The sequence below is a fragment of the Catellatospora sp. TT07R-123 genome, from assembly GCF_018327705.1.
GTDB lineage: Bacteria > Actinomycetota > Actinomycetes > Mycobacteriales > Micromonosporaceae > Catellatospora.
Window position 1 is genome coordinate 124,941 of record NZ_BNEM01000002.1, and the last position, 26,185, is coordinate 151,125.

General features: G+C 72.5%; 24 protein-coding genes. 15 read left to right on the forward strand and 9 right to left on the reverse strand.

Going from position 1 to position 26,185, the window contains the following annotated elements:
- Positions 1–45: 45 nt before the first annotated feature.
- Entirely contained in the window at positions 46–1,320 is a 1,275-nt protein-coding gene (locus Cs7R123_RS20950) for an ABC transporter substrate-binding protein (protein ID WP_212829411.1), read from the reverse strand.
- Positions 1,321–1,595: 275 nt separating this feature from the next.
- Here Cs7R123_RS20950 and Cs7R123_RS20955 point away from each other — a divergent pair, with 275 nt between their 5' ends.
- A complete protein-coding gene (locus tag Cs7R123_RS20955) occupies positions 1,596–2,690 on the forward strand; it encodes a DUF3103 family protein (protein WP_244872050.1) in 1,095 nt (364 codons plus the stop codon).
- 4 nt (positions 2,691–2,694) lie between these two features.
- Here Cs7R123_RS20955 and Cs7R123_RS20960 read toward each other — a convergent pair whose 3' ends face one another.
- The 3 genes from Cs7R123_RS20960 to Cs7R123_RS20970 are packed head-to-tail and all read right to left on the reverse strand — an operon-like array spanning position 2,695 to position 5,076.
- Positions 2,695–3,222, reverse strand: coding sequence for a DUF4126 family protein (locus Cs7R123_RS20960; RefSeq protein WP_212829413.1), 528 nt, complete (start codon positions 3,220–3,222; stop codon positions 2,695–2,697).
- A gap of 16 nt (positions 3,223–3,238) precedes the next feature.
- Positions 3,239–4,492 (reverse strand): MFS transporter, encoded by a 1,254-nt coding sequence (locus tag Cs7R123_RS20965; protein ID WP_212829414.1) that lies wholly within the window; start codon positions 4,490–4,492, stop codon positions 3,239–3,241.
- Positions 4,489–5,076 carry a helix-turn-helix domain-containing protein gene (locus tag Cs7R123_RS20970; RefSeq protein ID WP_244872051.1) on the reverse strand — a complete coding sequence of 196 codons (588 nt, stop codon included), beginning with the start codon at positions 5,074–5,076 and terminating at the stop codon, positions 4,489–4,491. Before Cs7R123_RS20970 ends, Cs7R123_RS20965 begins: the two co-directional genes overlap by 4 nt.
- Before the next feature lie 290 nt (positions 5,077–5,366).
- Here Cs7R123_RS20970 and Cs7R123_RS20975 point away from each other — a divergent pair, with 290 nt between their 5' ends.
- The 4 genes from Cs7R123_RS20975 to Cs7R123_RS20990 all read left to right on the forward strand — a co-directional run bounded on the left by Cs7R123_RS20975 (position 5,367) and on the right by Cs7R123_RS20990 (position 11,138).
- Positions 5,367–7,964: a M4 family metallopeptidase gene (locus Cs7R123_RS20975; protein WP_212829415.1), complete on the forward strand. Its 2,598-nt coding sequence runs from the start codon at positions 5,367–5,369 to the stop codon at positions 7,962–7,964.
- 140 nt (positions 7,965–8,104) lie between these two features.
- A complete protein-coding gene (locus Cs7R123_RS20980; RefSeq protein WP_212829416.1) occupies positions 8,105–9,340 on the forward strand; it encodes an MFS transporter in 1,236 nt (411 codons plus the stop codon).
- Positions 9,341–9,383: 43 nt separating this feature from the next.
- The gene (locus tag Cs7R123_RS20985) at positions 9,384–10,565 is read left to right on the forward strand and encodes a pyridoxal phosphate-dependent aminotransferase (protein WP_212829417.1); all 1,182 of its coding nucleotides are present in this window, start codon (positions 9,384–9,386) and stop codon (positions 10,563–10,565) included.
- A 9-nt stretch (positions 10,566–10,574) separates the two neighbouring features.
- Complete coding sequence (locus Cs7R123_RS20990; protein WP_212829418.1) at positions 10,575–11,138, forward strand: GNAT family N-acetyltransferase; 564 nt, start codon at positions 10,575–10,577, stop codon at positions 11,136–11,138.
- A 39-nt stretch (positions 11,139–11,177) separates the two neighbouring features.
- Here Cs7R123_RS20990 and Cs7R123_RS20995 read toward each other — a convergent pair whose 3' ends face one another.
- A complete protein-coding gene (locus tag Cs7R123_RS20995; protein WP_212829419.1) occupies positions 11,178–12,527 on the reverse strand; it encodes a hypothetical protein in 1,350 nt (449 codons plus the stop codon).
- 127 nt (positions 12,528–12,654) lie between these two features.
- Positions 12,655–13,749 carry a calcium:proton antiporter gene (locus tag Cs7R123_RS21000; RefSeq protein WP_212829420.1) on the reverse strand — a complete coding sequence of 365 codons (1,095 nt, stop codon included), beginning with the start codon at positions 13,747–13,749 and terminating at the stop codon, positions 12,655–12,657.
- A 99-nt stretch (positions 13,750–13,848) separates the two neighbouring features.
- Here Cs7R123_RS21000 and Cs7R123_RS21005 point away from each other — a divergent pair, with 99 nt between their 5' ends.
- Complete coding sequence (locus Cs7R123_RS21005) at positions 13,849–14,892, forward strand: hypothetical protein (protein ID WP_212829421.1); 1,044 nt, start codon at positions 13,849–13,851, stop codon at positions 14,890–14,892.
- A gap of 3 nt (positions 14,893–14,895) precedes the next feature.
- Here the strand turns inward: Cs7R123_RS21005 and Cs7R123_RS21010 are convergent, their stop codons facing one another.
- Positions 14,896–15,981 carry a winged helix DNA-binding domain-containing protein gene (locus tag Cs7R123_RS21010; RefSeq protein ID WP_212829422.1) on the reverse strand — a complete coding sequence of 362 codons (1,086 nt, stop codon included), beginning with the start codon at positions 15,979–15,981 and terminating at the stop codon, positions 14,896–14,898.
- Positions 15,982–16,058: 77 nt separating this feature from the next.
- Here Cs7R123_RS21010 and Cs7R123_RS21015 point away from each other — a divergent pair, with 77 nt between their 5' ends.
- Both Cs7R123_RS21015 and Cs7R123_RS21020 read left to right on the forward strand, forming a co-directional pair.
- Positions 16,059–17,168: a M20 family metallopeptidase gene (locus Cs7R123_RS21015; protein ID WP_244872052.1), complete on the forward strand. Its 1,110-nt coding sequence runs from the start codon at positions 16,059–16,061 to the stop codon at positions 17,166–17,168.
- A 14-nt stretch (positions 17,169–17,182) separates the two neighbouring features.
- Complete coding sequence (locus Cs7R123_RS21020; RefSeq protein ID WP_212829423.1) at positions 17,183–17,389, forward strand: RNA-binding S4 domain-containing protein; 207 nt, start codon at positions 17,183–17,185, stop codon at positions 17,387–17,389.
- A 42-nt stretch (positions 17,390–17,431) separates the two neighbouring features.
- On the opposite strand, the gene Cs7R123_RS21025 is transcribed toward Cs7R123_RS21020, so the two are convergent.
- A complete protein-coding gene (locus tag Cs7R123_RS21025; protein ID WP_212829424.1) occupies positions 17,432–18,259 on the reverse strand; it encodes an MOSC domain-containing protein in 828 nt (275 codons plus the stop codon).
- A gap of 98 nt (positions 18,260–18,357) precedes the next feature.
- Here Cs7R123_RS21025 and Cs7R123_RS21030 point away from each other — a divergent pair, with 98 nt between their 5' ends.
- Complete coding sequence (locus Cs7R123_RS21030; protein ID WP_212829425.1) at positions 18,358–19,311, forward strand: GAF domain-containing protein; 954 nt, start codon at positions 18,358–18,360, stop codon at positions 19,309–19,311.
- Here Cs7R123_RS21030 and Cs7R123_RS21035 read toward each other — a convergent pair.
- Positions 19,295–19,945 (reverse strand): dienelactone hydrolase family protein, encoded by a 651-nt coding sequence (locus Cs7R123_RS21035; protein WP_244872053.1) that lies wholly within the window; start codon positions 19,943–19,945, stop codon positions 19,295–19,297. The genes Cs7R123_RS21030 and Cs7R123_RS21035 overlap by 17 nt on opposite strands.
- A 158-nt stretch (positions 19,946–20,103) precedes the next feature.
- Between Cs7R123_RS21035 and Cs7R123_RS21040 the strand changes: the two genes are divergently transcribed.
- From Cs7R123_RS21040 to Cs7R123_RS21065, 6 genes are all read left to right on the forward strand, one after another.
- Positions 20,104–22,404, forward strand: coding sequence for an isoamylase (locus Cs7R123_RS21040; protein WP_212829426.1), 2,301 nt, complete (start codon positions 20,104–20,106; stop codon positions 22,402–22,404).
- Positions 22,405–22,530: 126 nt separating this feature from the next.
- On the forward strand, positions 22,531–22,848 hold the full coding sequence (locus tag Cs7R123_RS21045) for a peptidyl-tRNA hydrolase (RefSeq protein WP_212829427.1): 318 nt from the start codon (positions 22,531–22,533) through the stop codon (positions 22,846–22,848).
- Complete coding sequence (locus tag Cs7R123_RS21050) at positions 22,845–23,153, forward strand: hypothetical protein (RefSeq protein WP_212829428.1); 309 nt, start codon at positions 22,845–22,847, stop codon at positions 23,151–23,153. Before Cs7R123_RS21045 ends, Cs7R123_RS21050 begins: the two co-directional genes overlap by 4 nt.
- A gap of 398 nt (positions 23,154–23,551) precedes the next feature.
- Complete coding sequence (locus Cs7R123_RS21055) at positions 23,552–24,229, forward strand: response regulator transcription factor (RefSeq protein WP_212829429.1); 678 nt, start codon at positions 23,552–23,554, stop codon at positions 24,227–24,229.
- 41 nt (positions 24,230–24,270) lie between these two features.
- The gene (locus tag Cs7R123_RS21060; protein ID WP_212834382.1) at positions 24,271–25,599 is read left to right on the forward strand and encodes a HAMP domain-containing sensor histidine kinase; all 1,329 of its coding nucleotides are present in this window, start codon (positions 24,271–24,273) and stop codon (positions 25,597–25,599) included.
- Complete coding sequence (locus tag Cs7R123_RS21065) at positions 25,596–26,156, forward strand: GerMN domain-containing protein (protein WP_212829430.1); 561 nt, start codon at positions 25,596–25,598, stop codon at positions 26,154–26,156. The genes Cs7R123_RS21060 and Cs7R123_RS21065 overlap by 4 nt, the downstream gene beginning before the upstream one ends.
- Positions 26,157–26,185 lie beyond the last annotated feature (29 nt).

The window sequence follows — 26,185 nt, forward strand, 5'->3', positions numbered from 1 at the left end:
TCCCAACGTGTATCGGGGAAGGTGCCCTTCCTATCACGTACTCGACTACTTGGCCTTGGGGCCGAACTCCGCGGCCGCCGACGCGAGCGCCGCCTGCAGCGCCGCGACGTCACCGTCGGTGGAGAACTTGCCCTGGGCCGAGCCGACCGCGCCCTGCCAGGTCTGCGCGCAGGCCGAGCCGTGCGGGCAGCTGGGGACCTGGGTGGCGGTCTTCCAGTCGTTCATGGCCGCCTGCTGGTAGGCCGGGAAGCCGTCCGCTGGGACGTCGGTGCGGGCCGGGATCGAGCCCTTCTTCTTGTTGAACTCGGCCTGACCGGCCGCGCTGCCGACGGTCTTCAGCCAGCACTTGGTGCCCTCGGCGTTCTTGGCGCCCTTGGGCAGCACGAACGAGTCGGCCAGCCACTGGAACACGGCGCCGTTGCCCGGGAACACCGAGTAGCTGTAGTCCTTGAAGCCCTTGGCGTCGAGGTCGGCGGCCTCCCAGTCGCCCATCAGCTGGTAGGCGGCCTTGCCGTCCATCAGCATCTTCTCGGCGTCGGTCCAGTCGAAGGTGTCACGGTCCTTGTTGGTGTACGTGAGCAGCTTCTTGTAGTCGTTGATCGCGGCCGTCATGTCGGCGCCGGTCCAGTCGCCCGTGCCGTTCCACAGCGCGTTGAACTTCTCCGGGCCGAGCTTGCTGATGAGCAGGGCCTCGAACAGCATCTGCTGCGTCCAGTCCTTGCCCAGCGCGAGCGGCGCGGCCACACCGGAGGCCTTCAGCTTGTCCAGGTCGGCGAAGAACCCGTCGAGGGTGGTCGCGTCCTTGGTGATGCCCGCCTTGGCCAGCACGGTCTTGTTGCCCCACAGCACGTTGGCGCGGTGGATGTTGGCCGGCACGGAGTAGATCTTGCCGTCCACGGTGAGGTTGTCGATCAGGCCCTTCGGGAAGGCGTTGGTCAGACCCCACTCGGTGTACTGCGCCGACAGGTCCTGGACCTGGTCGTCGTTGATGTAGTCCGACAGCTCGGCACCGGCGTGGGCCTGGAACGTGTCCGGCGGGGTGCCCTGCTGCAGCCGGGAGGCCAGCACCTGCTTGGCGTTGCTGCCCGCGCCACCGGCGACGGCGCCGTTGACGAACTTGAAGTCCTTGCAGTCGGTGCCGAACACGGCGACCAGACCGTCGAGACCGGCCTTCTCACCGCCGTCCGCCCACCAGGTGAACACCTCGACGTCCTTGGTGCCCGTGCCGGTGCCGGGGTCTTCGGTGCTGGTGCAGGCCACGGTGGCCATCAGCGTTCCGAATGCGACGGCCGCGACGGCCATACGCCTCGAGAGACGCATGCTTCCTCCATCCTGAGAACTTGACATCGTTGTCTCATGCGCGGAGCAAGCCTCTACCGCAGGTCCACGGGGTGTCAATGCTGGTTACTGATTTGTTTCCGGACACCGCAGAACCGAGATCAAACCCGTACCGCGACCGGGTGGCCTCTGTTCACACGACAGCAAACAGCGACACCTTGCCTTGGTGGGACGAACCGGTTAAGACTACTCATCCATATAGATATATGAGCGCGTCGCCACGAGCGTCCGCTCGCCCACCCCCGAGGGAGCCACCCGTGCAACTCATCGCACCGCGCCGGATCCTCCCGGTCGCCGCGGCCGCCCTGCTCGCCCTGAGCCTGCCGACCCCCGCCGGCGCCCGCCCCGACACCGCCGCCGGTCCGCAGACCACCCCGACCACCGTCGCGGCCACCTTGGACGGCCTCGCCCACCGGGTCGCCCTGGCCCTGGCCGACCGGGACACCCGCACCGCCGTCACCAGCGCCGTCCAGGCGGGGCCGGTCACGCTGGCCGGGGTCGCGCGCCTGCACGCCGACGCCGCCGCGGCCGACCGCGCCGTGCTGGCCGCCAAGGGCCTGCCCGCCTCGCTCGGGGCGGTCACCCAGCTGCGCCTGGCCCTGCCGCAGATGCGCGCCGCGCTCGCCCGCGGCCAGGCCCCGCTGGTCGCCACCGCGCCGACCGACGACACCGCGACCGCCATCACCGCGTACGACCCGAGCGGCCGCACCGTGCTGCTCGACCCCGCCCGCGCCCCGCAGCAGCCCGTGCTGGTGGTCGAGGTGGACTCCGCCAGGACCGTCCCGGCCGGGCTGGACCTGGTGCGCCACGCCCTCGCCCAGCGCGGCGTCGCCCCCGCCGGCCCGGCCGCGGCCCTGTCCGGCGGCTACTGGGCCACCAAGGTGAACGCGGTGCGCCTGTCCGACGACGAGGAGCCGTGGATCAAGGGCGCCGCCGAGATCTACAGCATCGTCGGCGGGTTCGGCCTGGACGGCCACCCGAAGGTCGACATCGTGCAGATGCCCTACCTCGACTATGACGGCACCACGTACTACCCCAACCAGCTGCTGGTGCACTTCTCGGCGTACAAGTACAACCTGGCCGACGTCGTGATGATGGAGGACGACGGCGACACCAACTACCAGTCGCTGGCCCAGGCCATCGCGACCGCGCTGCTGACCATCACCGACCAGGGCGTCTACATCCCGCTGGTCAACGCGATCATCAACGCCATCCCGACCTCGTGGTGGACCGACGACCCCGACTACGTCGACTCCTGGTACACCCTGACCACCGGCAGCAGCGGCCACCTCAACGGCGCCGCCGCCAACGGCTGGATCGAGGTCAGCCCGTACTGGGTCGCGCCGCTGTGACCGCCTAAGCCTCTTCCGGCTCGGGTTCGGCCTGGCCGTCGGTGTGGGCGCCGGTGGCGACCGCGAAGGCGGCCAGGCCGATGGCGGTGGCGTCCTCGGCCACCGCCCAGTACCGGTCCGGGATGTCGGTGTGCCTGTCCAGCGCGGCCCGCAGGTGGTAGCCGCCGTACGCCCCGATGCCGGCGCCCGCCACGCCCAGCGCCGCCCCGGTCACCGCCGCGACGACCGACCGCTTCTCCGCGTAGCCGAGCACGGCTCCGGCGGCCCCGCCCAGCGCGAGGCGGGCCAGCAGCGGGCCGCGGTTGAGGCGGCTGGGCGTGGCCGGCAGCTTGTCGGCGACGAGCTCCCCGGCCGCGGTGGCGATCAGGGTCTGCTTGAGCACCGGGCTGGCCAGCACCTGCCTGCCGACCACCATGTTCACGTCCCGGGGCCCCTTGCGCATCGCCACGGCCAGCGCCGCCAGCCCCAGCTGCGAACGCATCCCGGTGGCCACGCCCAGAGCCAGCGGCCGTGCGGCGGAGATCGCACCCATGAGTCCAGGTTAGGGGTCACAGGCTGCGCATACGCGGGATCGGCGACGCCAGCAGCCACAGCACGCCGGCCAGGGCGCCGATCGTGGCGATCCACAGGGTGGCGGGCACCCCCAGGTGCGCGCCCAGGGTGCCGCCGAGCACGGCTCCGAGGGGCCGGATGCCGTAGTTCAGGGTGCGCTGGGCCCCGCTGACCCGGGCCCGCCGGTCGTCGGGGATGACACCGGCCTGTATGGCGCCGCCTGCCGTGTCGAGGATCATGAGGCCGACGCCGGACAGGAACTCGGCCCCGAACAGCAGCGCCAGCACCACCGGGTACGGCCCGTGCGCGGCCGGGATGAGCACCAGCGGCGCCGGGAAAAGGATGTAGCCCAGGACGTACATGGGACCGACGCCGAACCGGGCGGCCAGCCGCCCGGCCACCGCCGCGCCCAGCAGCGCCCCGACGGCGGCCAGGCCGAGCCCGAGGCCCAGCAGCTGCGGCGACAGGCCCAGGTGGCGGGTCACGTAGAGGACGACCAGGGCCGAGTACATGTAGTTGAACAGGTTGAGCGTGGTGGCGGCGAGCACGCAGGCGCGCAGCACCGGCGAGCGGAACAGGAACGCCAGCCCCTCGCCCAGGCCCAGGCCGGGGGTGCGCGACGGGGCGGGCTCGGCCGGGCGGACCCGGGCCAGGGTGGCGGCGGAGAACAGGTACGACACGGCGTCCAGCACCAGCGCCCCGGGGGCGCTGAGCACCTTCACCAGCAGGCCGGCGAGGCTGGACCCGGCCACGAACGAGAACGCGCGCGACCCGTTGAGCAGCGCGCTGGCCGCCACGTAGTCCCGCTGGGGCACCAGCGACACGAACAGCGTGGTGCGGCAGACCTCGAACACGACGCTGAGCGTGCCGACGGCGAACGCCACGGCGTACAGGGCGCCCATCGACAGGGCGTCGAGCAGGTACAGCGCGGGGGCTAGCAGCAGCACCGCGGCCCGGCCCAGGTCTGCGGCGATCATGAGGCGCCGCTTGTACGGCCGCCGGTCGGCCCAGGCGCCCAGCAGCAGCGAGAACAGCAGGTTCGGCACGAGCGCCGCCGCAGTCAGGTAGCCCATCTCGGCGGGCCCGGCCTGGGCTACCAGGACCGCGAACAGCGGCACGGCCAGCTCGCTGATCTGGTCGCCGAGCAGCGAGACGCTCTGCCCGGTCCAGTAGCGGCGAAACGGGGTCTGGCGCAGCAGCGGGGGCAGCCAGGAACGGCGCTGCCGCTGGTCGGGGGCGGTGATGGTCATGGGGCAGGGTCCTGCGGCCGGTCGGTGGTCAGGACGAACTGGAGGATGTTGACCGTCCGCGCGCCCTCGGGGCGGGCCGACGGGTCGGACTGGCGGGCGAGGTAGGGCTCGACCAGCTCGTTGAAGCGGCGCTCCAGCTCGGTGTACTCGTCGAGGGTCACGTGCAGGACGACGTCGCCGGGGCCGGTGACGCGGCGCCAGGCGGCCGGCTCCTGGTCGCGGGTGCGCAGCCATTCGATGGCCCGGTCGTAGAAGCGGCGGGTGACCACGGCGTCGAGGTGGTCGACGGCGGCGCGCACCTCGGGGTCGGCGCTGTCGGTGCCCCAGGAGGTGAACAGGGCGGTGGCGCGCCACGGGCGCTCGCGGGCGTCGGCGCCGGGCACGCGCTCGACCAGGCCGTACTTGGCGAGCTGGCGCAGGTGGAACGAGCAGCCCGGCACGCTCTCCCCCAGCCGCTCGGCGGCCTGGGTGGCCGTGAGCGGACCTTCGCGGCGCAGCAGCCCCACCAGGGACATGCGCAGCGGGTGGGCGAAGGCGCGCAGGGCGACGGGGTCGGTCAGCGGCACGGTGCGGTTCTCGGACACTTTCTAAAGATAGCTTTAGAAAGAAGTCTCTACAATACGGCCCGCGCGCGGCCCGCTCCCCCGTCCGGGTGGTACGGGCTCAGTCGCCTACCCGACAGGACACGCGGGAGGCGACCTACTGAGCCGTCAGTCAGCTTGCGTCGGACTGGGCGGACACACCCGAGCAGCATCCGCGAAACAAACTCATCGACGCATGATTATGAAGAGATACTTCCAAAGTTTCGCCGACTTCTATATACATAGCTCTCAGTGGCCACAGCCACACTTTTCTACGGAGTCGGGGAGGACTCGTGAAAAGATCTCTAGCGGCCGGCAGCGTCGCCCTACTCGTGGGCGGTCTGCTGTCGGTGGCGGCGAACTCGGCGAGCGCGGCACCGGTCGGACCCACCGGCCTGGCGGCGGCACAGGCCGCCATCACCGCGCACCCGTCCGACGTTCGCGCCGCCGCGGGTGACAAGTACAGCGTCGACCGCACCATCAGCGACGCGAGCGGCACCCACGTTCGCTACACCCGTACCTACCAGGGCCTGCGTGTCTACGGCGGCGACTTCGTCGTGCACACGGCCAAGGACGGTGCCTACAAGGGCAGCTCGGTCGGTCTCGTGAACCCGCTGAGCCTGTCCACCACCGCCAAGGTGACCTCGGCCAAGGCACAGCAGACCGCGAAGGCGCACTTCTCCGGCACGGTCACCGCGACCGTGGGCTCGGAGCTGTTCGTCGACGCCAGCTCGGGCAAGGGCCGCCTGGCCTGGGAGACCGTGCTGCACGGCTGGGCTCCCGACAAGCAGACCCCGTCGAAGCTGCACGTGATCAGCGACGCGACGACCGGCGCCTACATCGGCCAGTTCGACGAGATCGAGACGGTCACGGGCTCGGGCACGGGCATCTACACCGGCGCCGTGTCGATCGACACGACCCTGTCGGGCTCGACCTACACGATGATCGACCCGGTGCGCGGCAACGGCAACACGTGCGACATGAACAACGGCACGTCGACCTGCACCAACTTCACCGACGCCGACAACGTCTGGGGCACCGGCAACAACTCCAACCGCCAGTCGGCCGGTGTGGACGCGCACTTCGGCGCCGCCAAGACGTTCGACTACTACAAGAACGTGCACGGCCGCAACGGCATCTTCGGCACCGGCGTGGGCGTGCCCAGCCGCGTCCACTACGGCAGCGCGTACGTCAACGCGTTCTGGGACGGCGCGCAGATGACCTACGGCGACGGCACGGGCAACGCCAAGCCCCTGGTGTCGCTGGACGTCGCGGGCCACGAGATGAGCCACGGCGTGACCGAGGCCCTGGTCTCGGGCGGCCTGACCTACTCCGGCGAGTCCGGCGGCCTCAACGAGGCCACCTCGGACATCTTCGGCAACATGGTCGAGTTCTACGCCGCCGCGCCGTCCGACCCGGGCGACTACGACATCGGCGAGAAGATCGACATCAACGGCAACGGCACGCCGCTGCGCTACATGTACAACCCGACCCTGGACGGCTCGTCGCACGGCTGCTGGTCCACCAGCACCAAGAACGTCGACGTGCACTACTCGTCCGGTGTCGCCAACCACTTCTTCTTCGACCTGGCCGTCGGCACCGGCGCCACGTCGTACGGCACCAGCCCGGTCTGCGGTTCGGCCGCGGCCGTGGTCGGCATCGGCAACACCAAGGCCGAGAAGATCTGGTACCGCGCCCTGGACGTGTACTTCACCTCGAACACGTCGTACGTGAACACCACCACCCCGGCCAACACCGCCCGCGCCTACACCCTGTCGGCCGCCACCGACCTGTACGGCCTGTGCTCCGCCGAGTACAAGACCGTCCAGGCCGCCTGGACCGCCGTCAACGTGGCGGGCAGCGACGCGTCCTGCCCCGCCGGCAACGACTTCTCGCTCGCCGCCGCCCCGGCGTCGGGCTCGGTCAGCCCCGGCAGCTCCGTGACCAGCACCATCACCGCGACGCTGACCAACGGCGCGGCCCAGACCGTGGCGCTGACCGCGACCGGCCTGCCGAGCGGCGCGACCGCGTCGTTCAGCCCGGCGTCGATCAACTCGGCCGGCGGCACCTCCACGCTGACCATCGGCACCTCGGCCAGCACCGTTCCGGGCACCTACGTGGTGACCGTCACCGGCACCGGCCCCGGCAGCACCCGGACCACGACCTACACCCTGACGGTCAACGGCCCGCCCGGCTGCTCGGGCACCAACTCGACCGACGTGGCGATCCTCGACCTGACCACGGTCGAGTCGGCGATCAACATCAACGGCTGCGCGGGCAACGCCAGCGCGACCAGCACGGTCGAGGTGCACATCCTGCACACCTACATCGGTGACCTGGTCGTCGACCTGGTGGCGCCGGACGGCTCGGTCTACAACCTGTCCAACCGGGCCGGCGGAGCCACCGACAACATCAACCAGACCTACACGGTCAACCTGTCCAGCGAGGCCGCCAACGGCACCTGGAAGCTGCGCGTGCAGGACGCCGCCTCGGCGGACACCGGCACGATCGACACCTGGACGCTGAGCCTCGGCGGCGGGGGTGCCCCGACGTGCACCGGCACCAACGGCACCGACGTGACGATCCCGGACAACACCACCGTCAACAGCACCATCGTGCTGGCGGGCTGCTCGGGCAACGCCTCGTCGACCTCCCAGGTCGAGGTGCACATCGTGCACACCTACATCGGTGACCTGGTGGTCAGCCTGATCGCGCCGGACGGCAGCGCCTACGTGCTGTCCAACCGGGCGGGCGGGTCGACCGACAACATCGACACGACCTACACGGTCAACCTGTCCACCGAGGTCAAGAACGGCACCTGGACCCTGCGGGTCCAGGACGCCGCCTCGGCCGACACCGGCTACATCAACAGCTGGACGCTGACGCTCTGACGTAGGCGTCCGGCACCACCCCCAGGAGCCCCCGGCGCACCAGCGCCGGGGGCTCCGCCCCGCTTCGGGCGGCGGCATCCGGAATTGACGGGCCTCCCACGCGGTCGGTGCCGACGCCTCGGCCGTGGCATCCTGTGCCGATGCCGAGCTACCTGGTGGACCGCAGGCCGCTGCGGATTCCGGCGTTCCGGCGGCTGTGGACCGGCTCGGCGGTGGCCGCGGTCGGCGGCTCGTTCAGCCTGGTCGCGGTCCCGACCCAGCTGTTCACGCTGACCGGCTCGTCGGCTGCGGTCGGGCTGGCCGCCGCGGTGTCGCTGGGCACGCTGGTCGTCTCGGCGCTGTGGTCTGGGGCGCTGGCGGACACGACGGACCGGCGGCGGCTGCTGCTGATCGGCAATGCCGGGCTGGGCCTGGTCTACCTGGGGCTGTGGCTGAACACCGCGCTGCGGCTGGATGCGGTGCCGCTGATGCTCGCGCTGGTCGCGGTGCAGGGGCTGAGTTACGGCACGACCCTGACCGCGATCGGCGCGGCGGTGCCGCGGGTCGTGCCCGCGGACCTGCTGGTGGCCGCGAACAGCCTCAGCGCGCTGACCCGCTACGCCGGGGCGGTGCTAGGCCCGCTGCTGGCCGGGGTACTGATCCCGGTGCTGGGCCTGGGCCCGCTGTACCTGCTGGACACGCTCGCACTGGGCGTGGTGCTGTGGGCGGTGGCCGGGCTGCCGCCGCTGCCGCCGACCGAGCCGGCACCGACCGGCCGCGGCGTGCTGCGACGCCTCGGCGACGGGTTCGGCTACCTGGCCCGGCAGCGGGTGCTGGTCGCGGTGCTCGCCGTCGACCTGGCCGCGATGGTGTTCGCGATGCCGTCGGCGCTCTACCCGGAACTGGCCGAACGCGCGTTCGGCGGGCCGCCGGGCGGCGGCGGGCAGCTCGGGCTGCTGTACGCGGCGTACCCGGCCGGGGTGTTCGCAGCCGGGCTGCTGTCGGGCTCCTACAGCCGCAGGCGGCGCCACGGGGCGCTCATGGCCGGGGCCGCGATGGCGTGGGGCTGCTGCGTGATCGCGCTCGCGGCCGCGCCGGGCCTGGCGTTCGCGCTGGCGGCGCTGCTGTGCGGCGGGGCGGTCAACTTCGCGCTGAGCACGTTCCGCAACGCGATCTCGCAGGCGTACACGCCCGACGCGATGCGCGGCCGGATCCAGGGTTCGCTGACGGTGGTGCTGATGGGCGGGCCGCAGCTGGCCAATCTGGTGCACGGGCTCGGCGGGGCGGCCGTCGGGGCGCGCCTGGCCGTCGGGATCGGCGGGGCGCTGACGGTGGTCACGGTCGCGGCGCTGGTGCGGGCGGTGCCGCAGCTGTGGGCGTACGACGCGACCGCATGATCCCGGGTGGCCCGGCGGTGGGCGGACCGGCGAAGATGGTGACATGACGATCCCCGCCGGCGACCCGCTGGTCGCCCGGATGCGCCCCTTCGGCACCACCATCTTCGCCACCATGTCGGCGCTGGCGGTGCGGACCGGTTCGGTGAACCTGGGCCAGGGCTTCCCCGACACCGACGGGCCCGCCGAGATGCTGGCCGCCGCCGAGGCGGCGCTGCGCGGCGGGTTCAACCAGTACCCGCCCGGCCCCGGCCAGCCCGTGCTGCGCCAGGCGGTCAGCGCGCACCAGCGCCGGTTCTGGGGGCTGGACTACGACCCGGACGGCGAGGTCGTCGTCACGGCGGGTGCCACCGAGGCGATCGCGGCGGCGATCCTCGGGCTGTGCGAGCCGGGCGACGAGGTGGTGTGCTTCGAGCCGTTCTACGACTCGTACGCGGCGAGTATCGCCCTGGCTCAGGCGGTGCGCCGCCCGGTGACGCTGCGGCCGGGGGCCGACGGCCGGTTCCACTTCGACCCCGACGAGCTGCGGGCGGCGTTCGGGCCGCGCACCCGGCTGCTGCTGCTCAACTCCCCGCACAACCCGACCGGCAAGGTGTTCGACGCCGACGAGCTGCGGCTGCTGGCCGACCTGTGCCGCGAGCACGACGTGTACGCCGTGACCGACGAGGTGTACGAGCACCTGGTGTTCGACGACGCGGCCGGGCCGCACACGCCGCTGGCGACGCTGCCGGGGATGCGGGAGCGGACGCTGCGCATCTCGTCGGCGGGCAAGACGTTCTCGTGCACGGGCTGGAAGGTCGGCTGGGCCAGCGGCCCGGCGCCGCTGGTGTCGGCGGTGCTGCGGGTCAAGCAGTTCCTGACCTACGTCAACGCGGGGCCGTTCCAGCCCGCCGTCGCGGTGGCGCTGGGGCTGGGCGACGACTACTTCACCGGGTTCACCGCCGGGATGCAGGCCCGCCGCGACCAGTTGCGGGCGGGGCTGGCCGAGGCCGGGTTCACGGTGCTGCGCTCGGAGGGCACCTACTTCGTCAACGCCGACATCCGCTCGGTGGGCGGCACCGACGGGGAGGAGTTCTGCCTGTCCATGCCGGAGCGCTACGGCGTGGTCGCGGTGCCGTCGCAGGTGTTCTACGACGACGTGGCGGCCGGGCGGCACCTGGTGCGGTTCGCGTTCTGCAAGCGGCCCGAGGTGCTCGACGAGGCCATCGCCCGGCTGCGCAAGGCCTAGGATCGACCGATGGACCGCTCGCCGCTGCTGACGACCGACCGCCTGCTGCTACGCCGCTGGCAGGCGGCCGACCTGGCGCCGTTCGCCGCCCTGAACGCCGACCCGGAGGTCATGGCGCATTTCCCGGCGACGATGAGCCCGGCCGACAGTGATGCGCTGGTCGAGCGGATCGAGGCCGGGTTCGAGGAGCGCGGTTTCGGGCTGTGGGCGGTGGAGGTCGCCGACACCGGGCGGTTCATCGGGTTCACGGGCCTGTCCGTGCCGCGTTTCGAGGCGCCCTTCCTCCCGGCGGTGGAGATCGGGTGGCGGCTGGCGCGGCCGTACTGGGGTCACGGGTACGCGACCGAGGCCGCCCGCCGCGTGCTCGGGTTCGCCTTCGACGACCTGGGGCTCGCCGAGGTCGTGTCGTTCACCAGCACGACCAACCTGCGCTCGCAGGCGGTCATGGCGCGGCTGGGGCTGACCCACGACCCGGCCGAGGACTTCGACCACCCGAGCGTGCCCGAGGGCAGCCCGCTGCGCCGCCACGTGCTGTGGCGCATCACCGCCGACCGGTGGCACGCGCGGCCGTGAGCGCGGGCCGGACCCCGGGCGGGGTCCGGCCCGCGACGTTCACTTGCCGGTGAGCGTGCAGGGCTCGTCGTCCTTGAACTTCTCGATCTTCTTCTCCCAGAGCGTGGTCTGGTCCTTGAGCGTCGCGAACCCGAGCAGCTCCAGCTTGTATCCCGCGATGGCGTGCAGCGTCGCCGACGCGCGCTGGCAGGGCGGGATGTCGGCGGTCAGCGTCGTGCCGGGGGTGAACTCCCCCGCCACGTACGTGTCGAGGGTGATGAACGCGAAGGTGCCGATGCCGAGCGTGGCCAGTTCCAGGCGCGGGAACTCCCAGCCCCAGCCGAACCCGACCGGCAGGTAGCCCGCGGTCACGGTCTCCTTGGCGCCGAGCACCGCCTCGGCGGTGCGCAGGTCCGACGTGCCGGTCAGCAGCGGGCTGCCGGACTTGGCGAAGCCCTGGTCGGCGTCGTAGGTCACCTTGAACGAGCCGCCGCTGGAGGAGTTCTCGCGCAGCGCGGGCACGATCCGGATCGCCGACTTGACCTTCAGCGTGAACGGGATGCCGCCCACCACGAACGGGATCGGCGCCTCGAAGGGGAAGCTGAGCCGGGCGATGTCGGTGTCCAGGCCGGTGCCGCTGCGCCCGACGGCCGCCCAGGTCACCTCCATCTCGGCCGACAGTTTGCGGATGTTGCTGGTGATGGACCTGCCCGCGCCGTGGTCGAACTCCATCCGGGTCTCGTTGGTGAAGTTGCTGACCCAGCCCGACGCGGTGACCTTGGCGTTGGCCCGGGAGGCTTCCAGTTCCACGTCGAGCCTGGTCGCCTTCGGGGTGAGTTTCAGGGTCACCTCGACGCCCCCGATCGTCCACTTGTTGGTGACCGAGGGCCCGTCGCCTGCCTGCCGGACCAGCGAGACGTCGGCGACGCGGGTGGTGGTGCCGTCGCTGAGCCGGACCGCCTTGTAGTCCTTCTCCGACAGGCCCGCCCAGGCCACCGGGACGGTCCAGCCGACGGTGCCGGTGTCGACGAGCTCGTTGAGGGTGGTGTCGGCCGTCTCGACCACGACCTGGTCGCCCTCGGTGCGCACGGCGGCCACCTTGCGGACCGCCTTGCCGCCGAACAGGACGGTCTTGCCGGGGGCGAGCTTGTCGATGCCCTTGGTCCCGGCGGCGAACCGGAACACCTTGCCGTCCTCGGCGCGCAGCCCGGACGCCACGGCGCCGGCGTCGACGACCACCGCGTTCGGGCCGTAGGTCACGTTGTCGAACGTGCCGGCCATCCCGGCCGGGCCGGACGAGGCGGCGGGTCCGGGCGCCGCGGCGGAGCCGTCGTCCGAGGAGCCGCCGCACGCGGCGGTGAGGACCAGGACCACGGCGAGCACGCCGCACGGAAGTGATCGCTTCAACACGCCGGGAGCGTGACACCGCTCGATCCGACCGGCCCGCGTCTGTCCTTGATCGGACAGCGGCTTCCCATGCCCTGAGCTGCTGGTTTACGTACAAGGAAACAGTGGATGACCGTTGGCCGGCGACCGGTCAGGGGACCAGGGACAGGAACAGGAACACGCCGAACAGGGTCAGGTGCACCGCGCCCTGCATCAGGGTGGCGCGGCCCGGCGCGACGGTCAGGGTGGTGACCACGATGGTGAGCGCCAGCAGGACCATGTCCTTCGGGCTCAGGCCGAGCACGAGGGTGTTCTGCAGCCAGATGGAGGCGAGCGCGAGCACCGGGATGGTGAGGCCGATGCTGGCCAGTGCCGAGCCCAGCGCCAGGTTGAAGCTGGTCTGGATCTCGTTGCGGCGGGCGGCGCGCACCGCCGCGACGGTCTCCGGGGCCAGCACGAGCAGCGCGATCGCGACGCCCACGACGGCGCGCGGGGCGCCCGCGGCCACGACGGCGTGCTCGATGGCCGGGGCCGCGGACTTGGCCAGGCCGACGACGACGACCAGGCACAGGAACAGCAGGCCGAGGCTGATCGCGGTGGCGCGGGTCGTCGGCCCGGGACCGTGCTCGCCGTCGGACTCGACCCGGCTGCCGGGTTCCAGGGGCAGGAAGTACTGGCGGTGCCGACCGGTCTGGATGAACACGAACGAGCCGTACAGCACCAGCGACGCGATGCCGTCGAAGGCCAGCTGCACCCCGGTGAACGTCGGCCCCGGGCTGCTGGTGGTGAAGGTCGGCAGCACCAGCGCCAGGGTCGCCACCGCGCTGAGCGTGGCCACCGCGGCGGTGACGCCCTCGACCCGGAACTCGACCTCGCCGTGGCGCAGCGCCCCGAGCAGCAGGCACAGGCCCATCACGCCGTTGCAGACGATCATGATGGCGGAGAAGACCGTGTCGCGGGCCAGGCTGGACGGCCCCTCCCCCGCCGAGGTCATCAGCATGATGATCAGTCCGACCTCGATGACCGTGACCGCGACCGCGAGGATCAGCGTGCCGAACGGCTCGCCGACCCGGTGCGCGACGACCTCGGCGTGGTGCACCGCGGTGAGGACGGCGGCGATCAGGGCGGCCGCGACGACGACCAGGGCGAAGACGCCGAGTTCGCGGTGCCAGGTGCCGAGCAGCACCAGCGCCGTGATCGGCGGGATCACCAGGTACCACGGCACCGACCTGGCGAGTTTGACCATGTATCGAGGCTACGTGGACGAAACGGCTTGTATGGGTGATACCGGATACGGCAGGGCGGTCCCGCTGCCGGGCCGTCCCGGTTGCACTACATTGCGCGGGTGCCCCACCGCCCGATCGCCCTCACCGCCGCGGCGCTGATCACCACCGCCCTGCTCGGCGCCTGCGGGACCGCCCCGGATCCGCAGCCGACGTTCGTCGCCGCCCCGTCCGCGTCGGCCGCCGCGGCCAGCGCCGTGGCCAGCCCCGCCGCCTCCCCCAGCCCGGCGGCGGCCGCGGCCGCGTGCGGGGTGTTCCCCGCCGACAATGTGTGGCGCCTGGACGTGTCGAAGCTGCCCGTGCACGCCTCCTCGGCGGCGTACGTGCGCAGCATCGGCGCCGACGCGCACATGCACCCCGACTTCGGCTCCGGCCTGTGGGAGGGCGCCCCGATCGGCATCCCGGTCACCACCGTCAAGCCCGGCCAGGCCAAGGTGAAGGTCACCTTCGAGTACGCCGGTGAGAGCGACAAGGGCCCGTACCCGGTCCCCGCCGACGCCAAGGTCGAGGGCGGGCGCGGCAGCGACGGCGACCGCCACGTCATCCTCTACGACCCGGCCGCCTGCAAGGTGTACGAGCTGTACGCCGCCTACCCGAACGGCTCCGGCTGGCGCGCGGGCTCCGGCGCGATCTTCGACCTGCGCTCGAACCGGCTGCGCCCGGCCGGGTGGACCTCCGCCGACGCGGCCGGGCTGTCGGTCTTCGCCGGGCTGGTGCGCTACGACGAGATCGCCAAGGGCCGCATCGACCACGCGCTGCGCATCACCGTGCCGCGCTCGCGCGACACGTACCTGTGGCCCGCCCGGCACGCCGCCTCCGACCGCTCGGACGCGTCCCTGCCGCCGATGGGGCTGCGGCTGCGCCTGAAGGCGGGCGTGGACGTGTCGAAGTTCCCGAAGCAGGCCCGGATCGTCGCCGAGGCGATGAAGACGTACGGCGTCATCGTCGCCGACAACGGCTCGCCCTGGTACCTGTCGGGCGCCCCGGACGAACGCTGGTCCAACGACGCGCTGCGCGCGCTGAAGGACCTGCAGGGCTCCGACTTCGAGGCGGTCGACGTCGGGAAGCTGGCCGGCGACCGCGACTCGGGCGCGGTCGCCCGCTGACGGTCAGCGCGGCGCGACGCTGACCCGCGCGGGCAGGCCGAGGAACCGGCCGTGCCGGTCGGCCGTCGCCGACAGCGCGGCCTCCTGCGGGGGCGTGAGCGTCTCGTAAACCTCCAGGTCGAACAGCACGCCCTGGCGGCTCACCGTACGGCGCCAGTGGCCGGTGAACTGGCCGTCGACCAGCAGCACCCCGTTGGCGGCGGGCCGGTCCAGCCGCGACCCGCCGCGCCGGGCCAGGTCCAGCAGGAACTTGCTCTCGCTGTAGCCCACCAGGTATTCGTCGTAGCCCTGGAGCAGGTGCACCACCGGCCCGTCCGGCGGCGCGGCGGGCGGCGCCCCGGCGAACCAGTACGTCAGCCCGTCGGCGGTCAGGCTGTGCAGCCGGTCGCCGACCAGGTCCAGGCCGCGCCGGATGTCGGCCAGGGTGAGGCTGGACCACCAGCGGAAGTCCTTCACCGTGGCCGGGCCGTGGCTGGTGAAGTAGCGCAGCGTCAGCTCCGCAAGCGCCGCGTCGGGGTCCAGCTCCCGCGCGTGCGGGGCCCGGTCGGCCACCAGCCCGTAGGTCTGCTGCCTGCCGTTCAGCGCGCCGCTGCAGATCAGCCCTTCGAGCTCGGCGTGCATGGCCAGGTGGGTGACGGCGAGCGTGCCCGTGGGCAGCCCGGCGGCCGCCAGGTGCGGCACGAGCTCCTTGCGGGTCAGCTGCCGCCCGCCCGACAGCGCCTGGACCAGCACGTCGTCGCCCCGGGACAGGACGGCGTCGTCGAGGCCCTGCTGGCGGTAGTAGTACGCGATGAGCTGGTGCACGCGCGGCCCGGTCAGCGCCAGCAGCCACGCGATGTCGTCGGGCGAGACGAAGTGCCAGGTCGGCCGCAGGACGTGGGTGCGCAGGAAGTCCCCGTGCGCGAACGCCGCGTCGAGCTGCGCATCGGTGGCGGCGGGGTCGCGGTCGCCCAGCGACCACTTGGCCGGGCCGAAATCCTGCGACTGCACGGCGACCAGGCCGCCGACGATCGCGGCGGCACCGACCGCGGGCTGGTCTAGCAGGCCGAGGTTGCGCATGCGCCAGAAGGCGAGGCTGCGGGCGTCCACCAGCCGGATGCTATCGGCACCGCCCGACAACCCCCGCAGCGCTGGCACGGCGCGCGGCGCACTGCCAGGATGGGTCCGTGGAGCTGGAGACCTTCCTGGGTACGGCCGCGCGCCTGATCGCCGTCCCGTCGACCGCCGACCGTCCCGAGGAGCTGCACCGCGCCCTCGACCTGGTGCTTGCGGAGGTCCTGGCCCGGGTGGGGCCCGGGTTCACCGTGGAGCGGTTCAGCTCGGGGAGCAAGCCCAGCGCCCTGGTCTACCGCGACACCGGCGCCGGCCGGCCGGACTTCCGGGTCATCCTCAACGGACACGTCGACGTGGTTCCGGCCGAGCCGCACCAGTTCACCGCCCGCCGCGACGGCGACCGGCTGTACGGGCGCGGCACGCACGACATGAAGGTGGCCGCGCTGGCGCAGGCGCTGGTCTTCGCCGAGCTGGCCCCGGCGCTGCCGTACCCGATCGCGTTGCAGCTGGTCACCGATGAGGAGGTGGGTGGCCGCGACGGCACCGGGCACCAGCTCGCACAGGGTGTGACCGGGCAGTTCGTGGTCATCGGCGAGCAGAGCGGCCTGGAGCTGGTCACCGATTCCAAGGGCATCGCGCAGGTGCGGCTGTCGGCCACCGGCCGCACCGGGCACAGCGCCTACCCGTGGCAGGGCGACAACGCCCTGGTGACCGTGATGCGGGCGGTGGAGAAGCTGCTCGCGGCATATCCGCTGCCGACCAGCGAGGCGTGGGTGACCACGGTGAACGTGGCCCGGGTGGAGACCGACAACCGGGCGTTCAACCAGGTGCCCGCGACCGCGACGGCGTGGCTGGACATCCGGTTCCCGCCCGGTGCGGCCGGGTTCGACGGGCGCACCCCGGCGCAGGTCGGGGCGTACCTGCTGGACGTGTGCGGGCCGGGGGTCGACATCGACGTCGCGCAGGCCGACGCGCCGCACTGGGCCGACCGGACCCTGCCCGAGGTGCTGGCGCTGCAGGCCGCAGCGCAGGCGCAGGGGTTCGCGGCCGGGTTCCTGCGCAAGCATGGCGCGGCCGACGGCCGGTACTACTCCCAGCGCGGCATCCCGGCGGTGATCTTCGGGATCGGCGGCGGCGGCCTGCACGGCCCGCACGAGTACGTCGACGTCACCACCATCGAGCCCTACTACCGGGCACTGCGGGAGTTCCTGCTCGCGGTGTAGGTCAGAATGATCTCGTGAGAGATGTGACGATCAGCGACGACATGATCCGGCTCGGCCAGTTCCTGAAGCTGGCCGGGATGATCGACACCGGCGGCGAGGCGAAGCTGCGGGTGACCGCGGGCGACGTCACCGTCAACGGCGAGGTGGACACCCGGCGCGGCCGCCAGCTGTTCCGCGGCGACGTCGTCGGCATCGACGGCCAGCAGGTCCGCGTCGCCTGAGCCGCAGGCTCGGCGGCGGACCGGCGGCGGACCGGCACCGGTTCAGTCGACGGTCACCGGGTCGCCGACGCGGATCAGCGACGGCCCGCCGACCGGGACGAGCCGGACCGCGAACCAGGTCTTGCCGTCCCGGGCCCGGTGGCGGGCCAGGGTGCGGATCGGTTCGCGCCCGCTGGTGAACGTCGTGGTGTCGATGAGCGTCAGCGCGCACCGGTCGCACTGCTCGGCGAACCGGAACAGGGTGTCGCCGATGCGCACCCGCTGCCAGCCGTCCTCGGCGAACGGCTCGACGGCCCCGTCCACGACCACGCTGGGCCGGAAGCGGGCCATCGGCAGCGGTTCGGGCAGGTCCTCGCCGCGCTCGACCGCGCCCTGCGCGATCCAGTCGTTGAGCAGCCGCAGCGAGGCGGTGCTGGCCAGCAGCACCGGCCCGGCGTCGGACAGGTTGAGCAGGTCGCCCGGCTGCCCGCCGTGGTCGAGGGCGACCGACCGGCGGCCCGGGTCGTCCAGCCAGCCCAGCCGCAGCGGCTGCCCGAGCTGCGCCGACAGCCATCCGTGCGCGTCGGCGCCGGCCAGCCGCACCCGGTCCAGCCGCGTCATCGACGTGGGTGCGGGCTGCCCGCCGTGCGGCGGGTCGACGTGCAGGACGGTGCCGTCGAGTCCGGTGAGGTCCAGGCCGCCGTCGGGTCGCGGCACGGCGGTGATGCCGAGCATGCGGGGTGCGGTGCGGGCCGTCAGGTAGGTGCCGTCCGGGTTCAGCGCGAGCCAGCGGCGGTCGCCGCGCAGCCCCCACGGCTCGACGGCCGCCTCGGGGACGTCGACGCCGCCCAGCGACTTGACCGGGTACAGATGGATGCTCGCCAACCGCATGGTCGCCGAGCGTAGCCGGATCAGGCCACCGGTGGGCACCCTACGGCCGGAGCAGTGCGATCGACCTCCGCATAAGGGGCATACTGGGGCTGGATCACATGGATGACCCGTCGACCGAAGCGGACGTGATGGATCGGGCTCAGGTGCTGCTGCGGGCGAACCTGGAGGTGGCCCGGGGCGTCGATCTGGAGCAGGTGCTGCACCACCTGGTGGACGCGGCGCGCGACCTGGTCGGCGCCGAGTGCGCCGCGCTGATGGTGGCCCAGGAAGGACAGCCGGCGCGCGTGATCCGGTCGCCGCGCGACGAGCCGCCCGCAGCTGACGGCGCCACGGCGCGCTGGCCGCTGCTGAGCGTGCCCATCGTGCTCGGCGGTCACGTGCTGGGCCAGCTGGACCTGTTCGGTCACCCCGAGCAGGCCGCGTTCACCGAGCAGGACGGGCGGATGGCCGCGACCCTGGCCGCCACCGCGGCGGTGGCGATCGACAACGCCGCCCTGTTCGAGCAGGTGCGCCGCCGCCATGCCTGGCAGGAGGCGATGATCGGGGTGACCACCCGGGCGCTGTCCGGGGTGCACACCCCCGCGCTGCTGCGCGAGCTGGTCTACCACACCTGGCGCGCCAGCGGAGCCGACGGCGCCGGGCTGTCGCTGCTCAGCCGCCGGGGGCGGCACGTGCGGCTGGTGGTGGCGATGGGCGTGCTGGCGCCGTTCGAGCAGTTGTCGGCGCCGCTGGAGGAGTCGTTCGCGCACCGGGCGATCCTGCTCGGCCGGGCGTTCCAGACCGACCCGCGCGAGCACCCGGTCATCACCGCGCACGTCGGCGGCGCCGAGGTGGGCTGCGTACTGGTCGCGCCGGTCCTGGGCGCGCGGCGCGCCTTCGGGGCGCTGACCGTGGCCCGCCGCAAGAGCACCGAGCCGTTCGAGCCGATCGACCAGGAGATGGTCGGCGCGTTCGCCGCGCAGGCCGGACTGGCTCTGGAGTACGACGGCGCCCCGGTCGGGCGGCCGCAGCCGGCGCGCCACGGGGCGAGCGGCGTCAGCCGGTGGGACTGAGGTGCCGCAGCAGCCAGTCGCGGGCCAGCTCGCCCGCCTGGTGCAGGGTGCCGGGCTCCTCGAACAGGTGGGTGGCGCCGGGCACCACCGCGAGCGCGTGCTCGCCGCCCAGCTGTTCCGCGGCGTCCGCGTTGAGGGCGAGCACGGCGGTGTCCAGGCCGCCGACGATCAGCAGGGTGGCCGCGCGTACGCCGGGCAGGCGGGTGGCGGCCAGGTCCGGGCGGCCGCCGCGGCTGACGACGGCGTGTACGCCCAGATCGTCGTCGGCGGCGGCCCACAGCGCGGCGGCCGCGCCGGTGCTGGCGCCGAACAGGCCCAGTGCCAGGTCGGCGACGTCGGGCCGGGTACGCCGCCAGGTGAGCACCTCGGACAGTCGTCCCGCGAGCAGCTCAATGTCGAAGACGTTGCCGCGGTCGGCCTCCTCGTCCTCGGTGAGCAGGTCGAACAGGAGGGTGGCCAGGCCCGCGTGGTGCAGCAGCCCGGCGACGTAGCGGTTGCGGGGGCTGCTGCGGCCGCTTCCGCTGCCGTGGGCGAACACGACCAGGCCGGCTGCCTGCTCGGGGACGGCCAGGGTGCCGGGCAGGCTGTGGCCGGTCACCGGCAGGGTCAGGTCGGTGCTGGTCGGCGCGTTCACGATTCCATCGTGCGCCGCGAGCTGCGGGTTCGGGTCCGGTTGCCGCGGACGGTCGGCCACCCCTTTACGTGCTTGAAACTTGCTCGTAATCTGAGTCAACTCCTGCAAGAACTTGCAGACGCTTCGTCCCCGTGCGCACGTTCCGGGAAGGAATCCCCATGCGCAGCTTCTGGAGGGCGGCCCTGGCGGCCGTACTGGTCGCCGCCGGACTCACCCTCACCGCCCCCGCAGCCCAGGCCGGCATCGACACCCAGGCCCTGGGCGGCCGCTACGACGCCTCCGCGTCCAACGTCACCTTCCGCGTCTACTCCTCCCGCGCGACCCGCATCGCCGTTTACGTCTACGCCGCCGCCACGGGCGCGCAGGAGAAGGCGAGCTACGTGCTGACCAAGGGCACCGGCGACGTCTGGGCCGCCACCGTCGGCACCGCCGCGCTACAGGCCGCGGGCGTCACCGGCACCGTCTACTACGGCTACCGCGCCTGGGGTCCGAACTGGCCCTACAGCGCGAGCTGGACCAAGGGGTCGACGGTGGGGTTCGCGGCCGACGTGGACGCCGCCGGCAACCGGTTCAACCCCAACAAGCTGCTGCTGGACCCGTACGCCCGCGAGGTCAGCCACGACACCGTGCTGCCCGACGGCGTCGCCTCGGACTACTCCTCCGGCCCGGCCAAGCGCGCCGTCGACACGGGCACGGTCGCGCCCAAGGGCATCGTGCTGGCCGCCGACAGCACGAGCATCGGCACCAAGCCGACCCGCGCCTTCAAGGACGACATCGTGTACGAGGTGCACCTGCGCGGCCTGACCAGGTCCGACACCTCGATCACGGCCGCCTACCGGGGCACGTACAAGGGTGCCGGACTCAAGGCCGCGGCGCTGGCCACGCTCGGGGTGACCGCGGTGGAGTTCCTGCCGGTGCAGGAGACCCAGAACGACGCCAACGACACCAACCCGACCAGCACCAGCGGCGACAACTACTGGGGCTACATGACCGAGAACTACTTCGCCCCGGACCGCCGCTACTCCTCCGACAAGAGCGCGGGCGGCCCGACGAAGGAGTTCAAGGCCATGGTCAAGGCGTACCACGACGCCGGGATCAAGGTGTACATCGACGTCGTCTACAACCACACCGCCGAGGGCGGCCCGATCACCGACAAGAACACGTACAACATCTTCTCCTGGCGCGGCCTGGACAACCCGACCTACTACTCGCTGACCAGCGACATGCAGGGGTCCATGGACAACACCGGCCTGTTCCACAACTACAACACCCGCAACCCCGTCGCGCAGGACCTCATCGTCGACTCGGTCGCGTACTGGAAGAACACCCTCGGGGTGGACGGGTTCCGGTTCGACCTGGCCCCGGTGCTGGGCAACACCTGCCAGCACGGCTGCTTCAGCTACAGCCGCACCGACCCGAACACCGCGCTCAACCGGCTCACGGCGGAGATGCCCGCCCGGCCCGCGGGCGGCGGCTCCGGCGTGGACTGGATCGCCGAGCCGTGGGCGCTGGGCGCCGGGACGTACCAGGTCGGCAACTTCCCGGCCGGGTGGGCCGAGTGGAACGGCATCTACCGCGACACCCTCCGGCGCGCCCAGAACAAGATGGGCGTCGACCCGGTCACCCCGAGCGACCTGGCCACCCGGTTCGCCGGCTCGTCCGACCTGTACGGCGACGACGGCCGCAAGCCCTTCCACTCGATCGACTTCATGGTGGTCCACGACGGGTTCACCCTCAAGGACCTCTACTCCTGCAACGCCAAGAACAACAGCCAGGCCTGGCCGTACGGGCCGTCCGACGGCGGCAGCGACGACAACATCTCCTGGGACCAGGGCGGCGTCGCCGCCGACCAGCGCAAGGCCGCCCGCAACGGGATGGCGCTGGTGCTGCTGTCGGGCGGGGTGCCGATGTTCACCGGCGGCGACGAGACCCTGCGGTCGGTCAACTGCAACAACAACCCGTACAACCTCGACTCCAGCGCGAACTGGCTGGACTGGTCGCTGACCACCGACGAGTCGAACTTCCAGACGTTCACGTCCCGGATGACCGCCTTCCGCAAGGCGCATCCGGCGCTGCGCCCGGCGAACTTCTACGCCGCGTCCGACGGCAACGGCAACGGGCTGGGGCAGCTGGAGTGGTTCACCCCGGGCGGGACGGCGCCGGACGGGGCGTACTGGGGCGACGCCAACAACCACGCGCTGGCCTGGCGGATCGACGGCACCGAGTTCGGCGACTCGGCCGCGGCGCTCTACACCGCGTACAACGGCTGGTCCGGGGACGTGACCTTCACGCTGCCCGCACCCCCGGCGGGCAAGAGCTGGTACCGGGTCACCGACACCTCGACCTGGGCCGAGGGCTCGGGCCAGGTGGCGACGCCGGGCACCGAGGCGCTGCTCGGCGGGGCCGGGACGGCGTACGTCCTGCACGGCCGGGCGGTGCTGCTGCTGATCGCGAAGTGAGTTCCGCTCGTGGTCGGACACGGTCTCGACGGCCGTGTCCGACCACGAGGGGCCGCGGGGTGGCGGGAGTGGACGCCATGGGCTATCTTTCGTGCCATGCCGCACCGCTAGGTTTCCCGCCTCTACGTGGTCACCCGGTCCGACCTTCCCGTCGGCACCCAGGCCTGCCAGGCGACCCATGCCGCGCTCGACTTCGCGCTGGCCCATCCTGACGTCGTCGCAGGTTGGCATCACTCCTCCAACGTGCTCGTGCTGCTCGCCGTGCCCGACGAACCGTCGCTGCACCGGCTGGCCGACCGTGTCGCCACCGGCGGCCTGCGCGCCGTCGCGTTCCGTGAACCCGATCTCGACGGCGGCCTGACCGCCGTCGCGCTGGAGCCGGCCGCCTGGCGGCACGTCTCCCACCTCCCACTCGCTCTGCGGACGCGAGAGGAGGTGAAATGACAATGACCGAGACCACGGGCAAGGACATCTACGCCCGCTACGCCGAGGCGGCCGACACGCGCGACGCGCTGCGCGCCCAGCTTGAGCGGGAGGGGCTCCCCCAGGTCACGCGATGGCTGCAACGCAAGGTGTGGCGGCAGGCGCGTGCCCTGGACGCCCTCAACCGCCGCGTCACGACGCAGCGGTTCGTCCTGCGCACGCTGGACGGGCTCGGCCGGTCGCTGACGGCCGACGAGTTCCGGACCGCGAAGGCGGCGATCGCGAACGAGCAGCTGCGCGACCGGATCGACGACCCGGTCGGCTGAACCGAGATCATTTCGGTACGCTGACGATTCGACGGGGGTCAGCGTCCCGCAGCGGTCTGAGAGGACGGGCGGACGCCCGCCCGTCCTCGTACGCTCCAGCAGCTCAACGGCAGAGCAGCCGCCTCTAAAGCGGACGGTAGCGGGTTCGACTCCCGCCTGGAGCACCACCACCCGCCAACCCGACCGCGGTGGCACCAGCGCGGCTTCCGGCCGAAGATCGCTGCTTTCGGTCAAAGGGCGCCTTCCACGGCAAGAAAACGGCCGGAAACGGCGATCACCAACCGGACCAGCCGCGAAGAGGGGCGGCCTTGGCGGCTTTCGTGACGTTTTGGTGACAGTTGGGGGAGGTTTCGGCCTGGCGTGGGGGTCGGGCTGGTGGAGTGCGCCATGATGCGGCGGTGGCAGCAGTGCTGGTGATCGAGGACGACGACCGCATCCGGCTGGCGCTGGCGATGGCGCTGGAGGACGAGGGCTACGCGGTACGCGCCGCGGCCACCGCCGAGGACGGCCTGGCCCGGCAGCGCCGCGAGCCCGCCGACACGGTGCTGGTCGACCTGATGCTGCCCGGCCTGGACGGCATCGAGTGCATCCGCAGGCTGCGCCGCGACGACGACGTGCCGATCGTGGTGGTCAGCGCCCGGCAGGACACCGGCGACATCGTCGCCGCGCTGGAGGCCGGGGCCGACGACTACCTGGTCAAACCGGTCGCCACCCCGGAGCTGTCGGCCCGGCTGCGGGCCCTGCGCCGCCGCGCCGGACTACCCGCCCCCCGGGTCGAGCAGGCGCTGGTCTTCGGCGACCTGCACCTGCGCCCCGCCGCGGGCGAGGTGACGCGGCGAGGGCTGCCGCTGGCGCTGACCCGCACCGAGCTGCGGCTGCTGTGCGAGCTGGCCGCCAACGCCGGGCACGTGCTCAGCCGCCAGCAGCTGCTGGAACGGGTGTGGGAGTACGACTTCGGCGACGAGCGCCTGGTCGACGTGCACGTCGCCCGCCTGCGCCAGAAGATCGAGGATGATCCGGGCGCCCCGCGCCGCATCGTCACGGTCCGGGGCCTGGGCTACAAGCTGTCCCGGTGAGGCGGCCGGTCGGGCTGCGGCGCCCGAGCCTGCGTACGAAGGTGACCGGCGGGTTCGCCGTCGGCGCGCTGCTGGTGTCGGCGGCGGTGGGGGTCGGGTCGTACCAGCTCACGCGGTGGTTCCTGCTGGCGCAGCGGGAGGACGGCGCGGTGCGTACCGCGATGGTCGACGTCGGCATCGTGCAGGCGGCGGTCGACGGTGACGACCCCGGGGTGCTCCAGGTGCTGCGGTCGCTGGACACCGGCGGCAACCGGCGGGTGCTGATCCGCCGCGACGGCCGCTTCTATTCGCGCACCGTCGACGCCGGCCTGACCGCGAGCATCCCGGCGGGCCTGGTCACCCTGGCCGAGCACGGCCACGGCGGGGTGCAGCTCACCCGGATCGGCGGGCGGACGGCGCTGGTCGTGGCGGTGCCAGCGGGGCCCGCGATCACGCTGTACGAGATCGACTTCACCCAGGACCTGGACCGCTCGCTACAGGTCCTGGCCCTGATCCTCACCCTGGTCGCCACCGCCACCACCGGAGCGGGCGCCCTGCTCGGCTGGTACGCCGCGCGCCGGGTGCTGCGGCCGCTGGCCACCGTCGCCGACGCCGCGCGCGAGATCGCCGCCGGGGACTTCACCGCACGGCTCGACCCGGACACCGAGCCCGAGTTGGCGCGGCTGACCGCGTCGTTCAACCAGATGGTCGAGCAGCTGGCGCAGCGGGTCGAGCGCGACCGGCGGTTCGCCGCCGACGTCAGCCACGAGCTGCGCTCCCCGCTCCAGACCATCGCCGCGGCCGCCAGTGTGCTGCACAACCGCCGGTCGGCGCTGGACGAGCGCACCGCCACCGCGGTCGGGCTGCTCACCGACGAGGTCGGCCGCTTCCAGGCGCTGGTCACCGACCTGCTGGAACTCGCCCGCGGTGACCAGCCGCCGGACCTGGCGCCGGTCGACATGGGTGCGCTGGCCCGGCAGGTGTGCCGCGCGCGCGGGCTGCCCGCGGACCTGGTCGCCGTCGAGCCCGGTGCGCAGACGCACTGGCAGGTGGACCGGCGCCGGTTCACGCAGGTGCTGGCGAACCTGCTCGACAACGCGCTGGCCCACGGCGGCGGCGCGGTGGCGCTGCGGATCGTCCACCAGCGCGAGGCGCGGGTGCTGGAGGTCGACGACGCCGGACCGGGTGTGTGCCCGGCCGATCGGGACACGATCTTCGGCCGGTTCGTGCGCGGCCGGTCGGCCGGTGCCCGGGGCGGCAGCGACGGCACGGGGCTGGGCCTGGCCCTGGTCGCCCAGCACGTCGCCGCGCACGGCGGCCGCGTCAGCGTGCACGAGCGCCCCGGCGGCGGGGCGCGGTTCCGCGTCGAGCTACCCGGGGAGCAGCGATGATCCGCCTGTACGCCGCGGCCTGCCTGTGCGGGCTCGCGCTGACCGCCGCCGCCTGCGGGGTGCCCACCGAGGACACCGCGCGGCCGCTCGCGCCACCCGACGGCCCGCAGTCGGTGACCGAGCCCGTGACCCGCACCTCCGGCCCGGCCAGCGAACACCTCTACCTGGTCAACAACGGTTCGCTGATCCGGGTCGAACGCAGGCTGTCGGCGGCGCCGTCGGTGCAGCAGCTGGTCGACGACCTGATGGCCGGGCCGACCGAGTCCGAGGAGGACTTCGGGTTCACCAGCGCCCTGCTGGGCACGCACATCATCGGCAAGGTCGACGTCACGTCCACGACCGCGGTGGTGGATCTGTCCAGCACCCGGGAGGACACCGGCCGCAACGACGACGTGCTCGCGTTCGCGCAGGTGGTGTGCACGCTGACCGCGCGCCCGGGAATCCGGCGGGTGGCGTTCACGCGCGAAGGGCACCCGGTGGGGGTGCCCCGCGCCGACGGGGCGCTGACCGACACCCCGCTCACCTGCGCCGACTACACCAGCCTGCTGACCTGGTGACGGCCGGTCCGGGGGGTGCCCGGACCGGC

Coding starts and splice junctions, on each gene's coding strand:
- Cs7R123_RS20950 (WP_212829411.1), bottom strand. CDS start 1,320: ATGCGTCTCTCGAGGCGTATGGCCGTCGCGGCCGTCGCATTCGGAACG.
- Cs7R123_RS20960 (WP_212829413.1), bottom strand. CDS start 3,222: ATGGGTGCGATCTCCGCCGCACGGCCGCTGGCTCTGGGCGTGGCCACC.
- Cs7R123_RS20965 (WP_212829414.1), bottom strand. CDS start 4,492: ATGACCATCACCGCCCCCGACCAGCGGCAGCGCCGTTCCTGGCTGCCC.
- Cs7R123_RS20980 (WP_212829416.1), top strand. CDS start 8,105: ATGCCGAGCTACCTGGTGGACCGCAGGCCGCTGCGGATTCCGGCGTTC.
- Cs7R123_RS20985 (WP_212829417.1), top strand. CDS start 9,384: ATGACGATCCCCGCCGGCGACCCGCTGGTCGCCCGGATGCGCCCCTTC.
- Cs7R123_RS20990 (WP_212829418.1), top strand. CDS start 10,575: ATGGACCGCTCGCCGCTGCTGACGACCGACCGCCTGCTGCTACGCCGC.
- Cs7R123_RS21000 (WP_212829420.1), bottom strand. CDS start 13,749: ATGGTCAAACTCGCCAGGTCGGTGCCGTGGTACCTGGTGATCCCGCCG.
- Cs7R123_RS21025 (WP_212829424.1), bottom strand. CDS start 18,259: ATGCGGTTGGCGAGCATCCATCTGTACCCGGTCAAGTCGCTGGGCGGC.
- Cs7R123_RS21030 (WP_212829425.1), top strand. CDS start 18,358: ATGGATGACCCGTCGACCGAAGCGGACGTGATGGATCGGGCTCAGGTG.
- Cs7R123_RS21040 (WP_212829426.1), top strand. CDS start 20,104: ATGCGCAGCTTCTGGAGGGCGGCCCTGGCGGCCGTACTGGTCGCCGCC.
- Cs7R123_RS21050 (WP_212829428.1), top strand. CDS start 22,845: ATGACAATGACCGAGACCACGGGCAAGGACATCTACGCCCGCTACGCC.
- Cs7R123_RS21065 (WP_212829430.1), top strand. CDS start 25,596: ATGATCCGCCTGTACGCCGCGGCCTGCCTGTGCGGGCTCGCGCTGACC.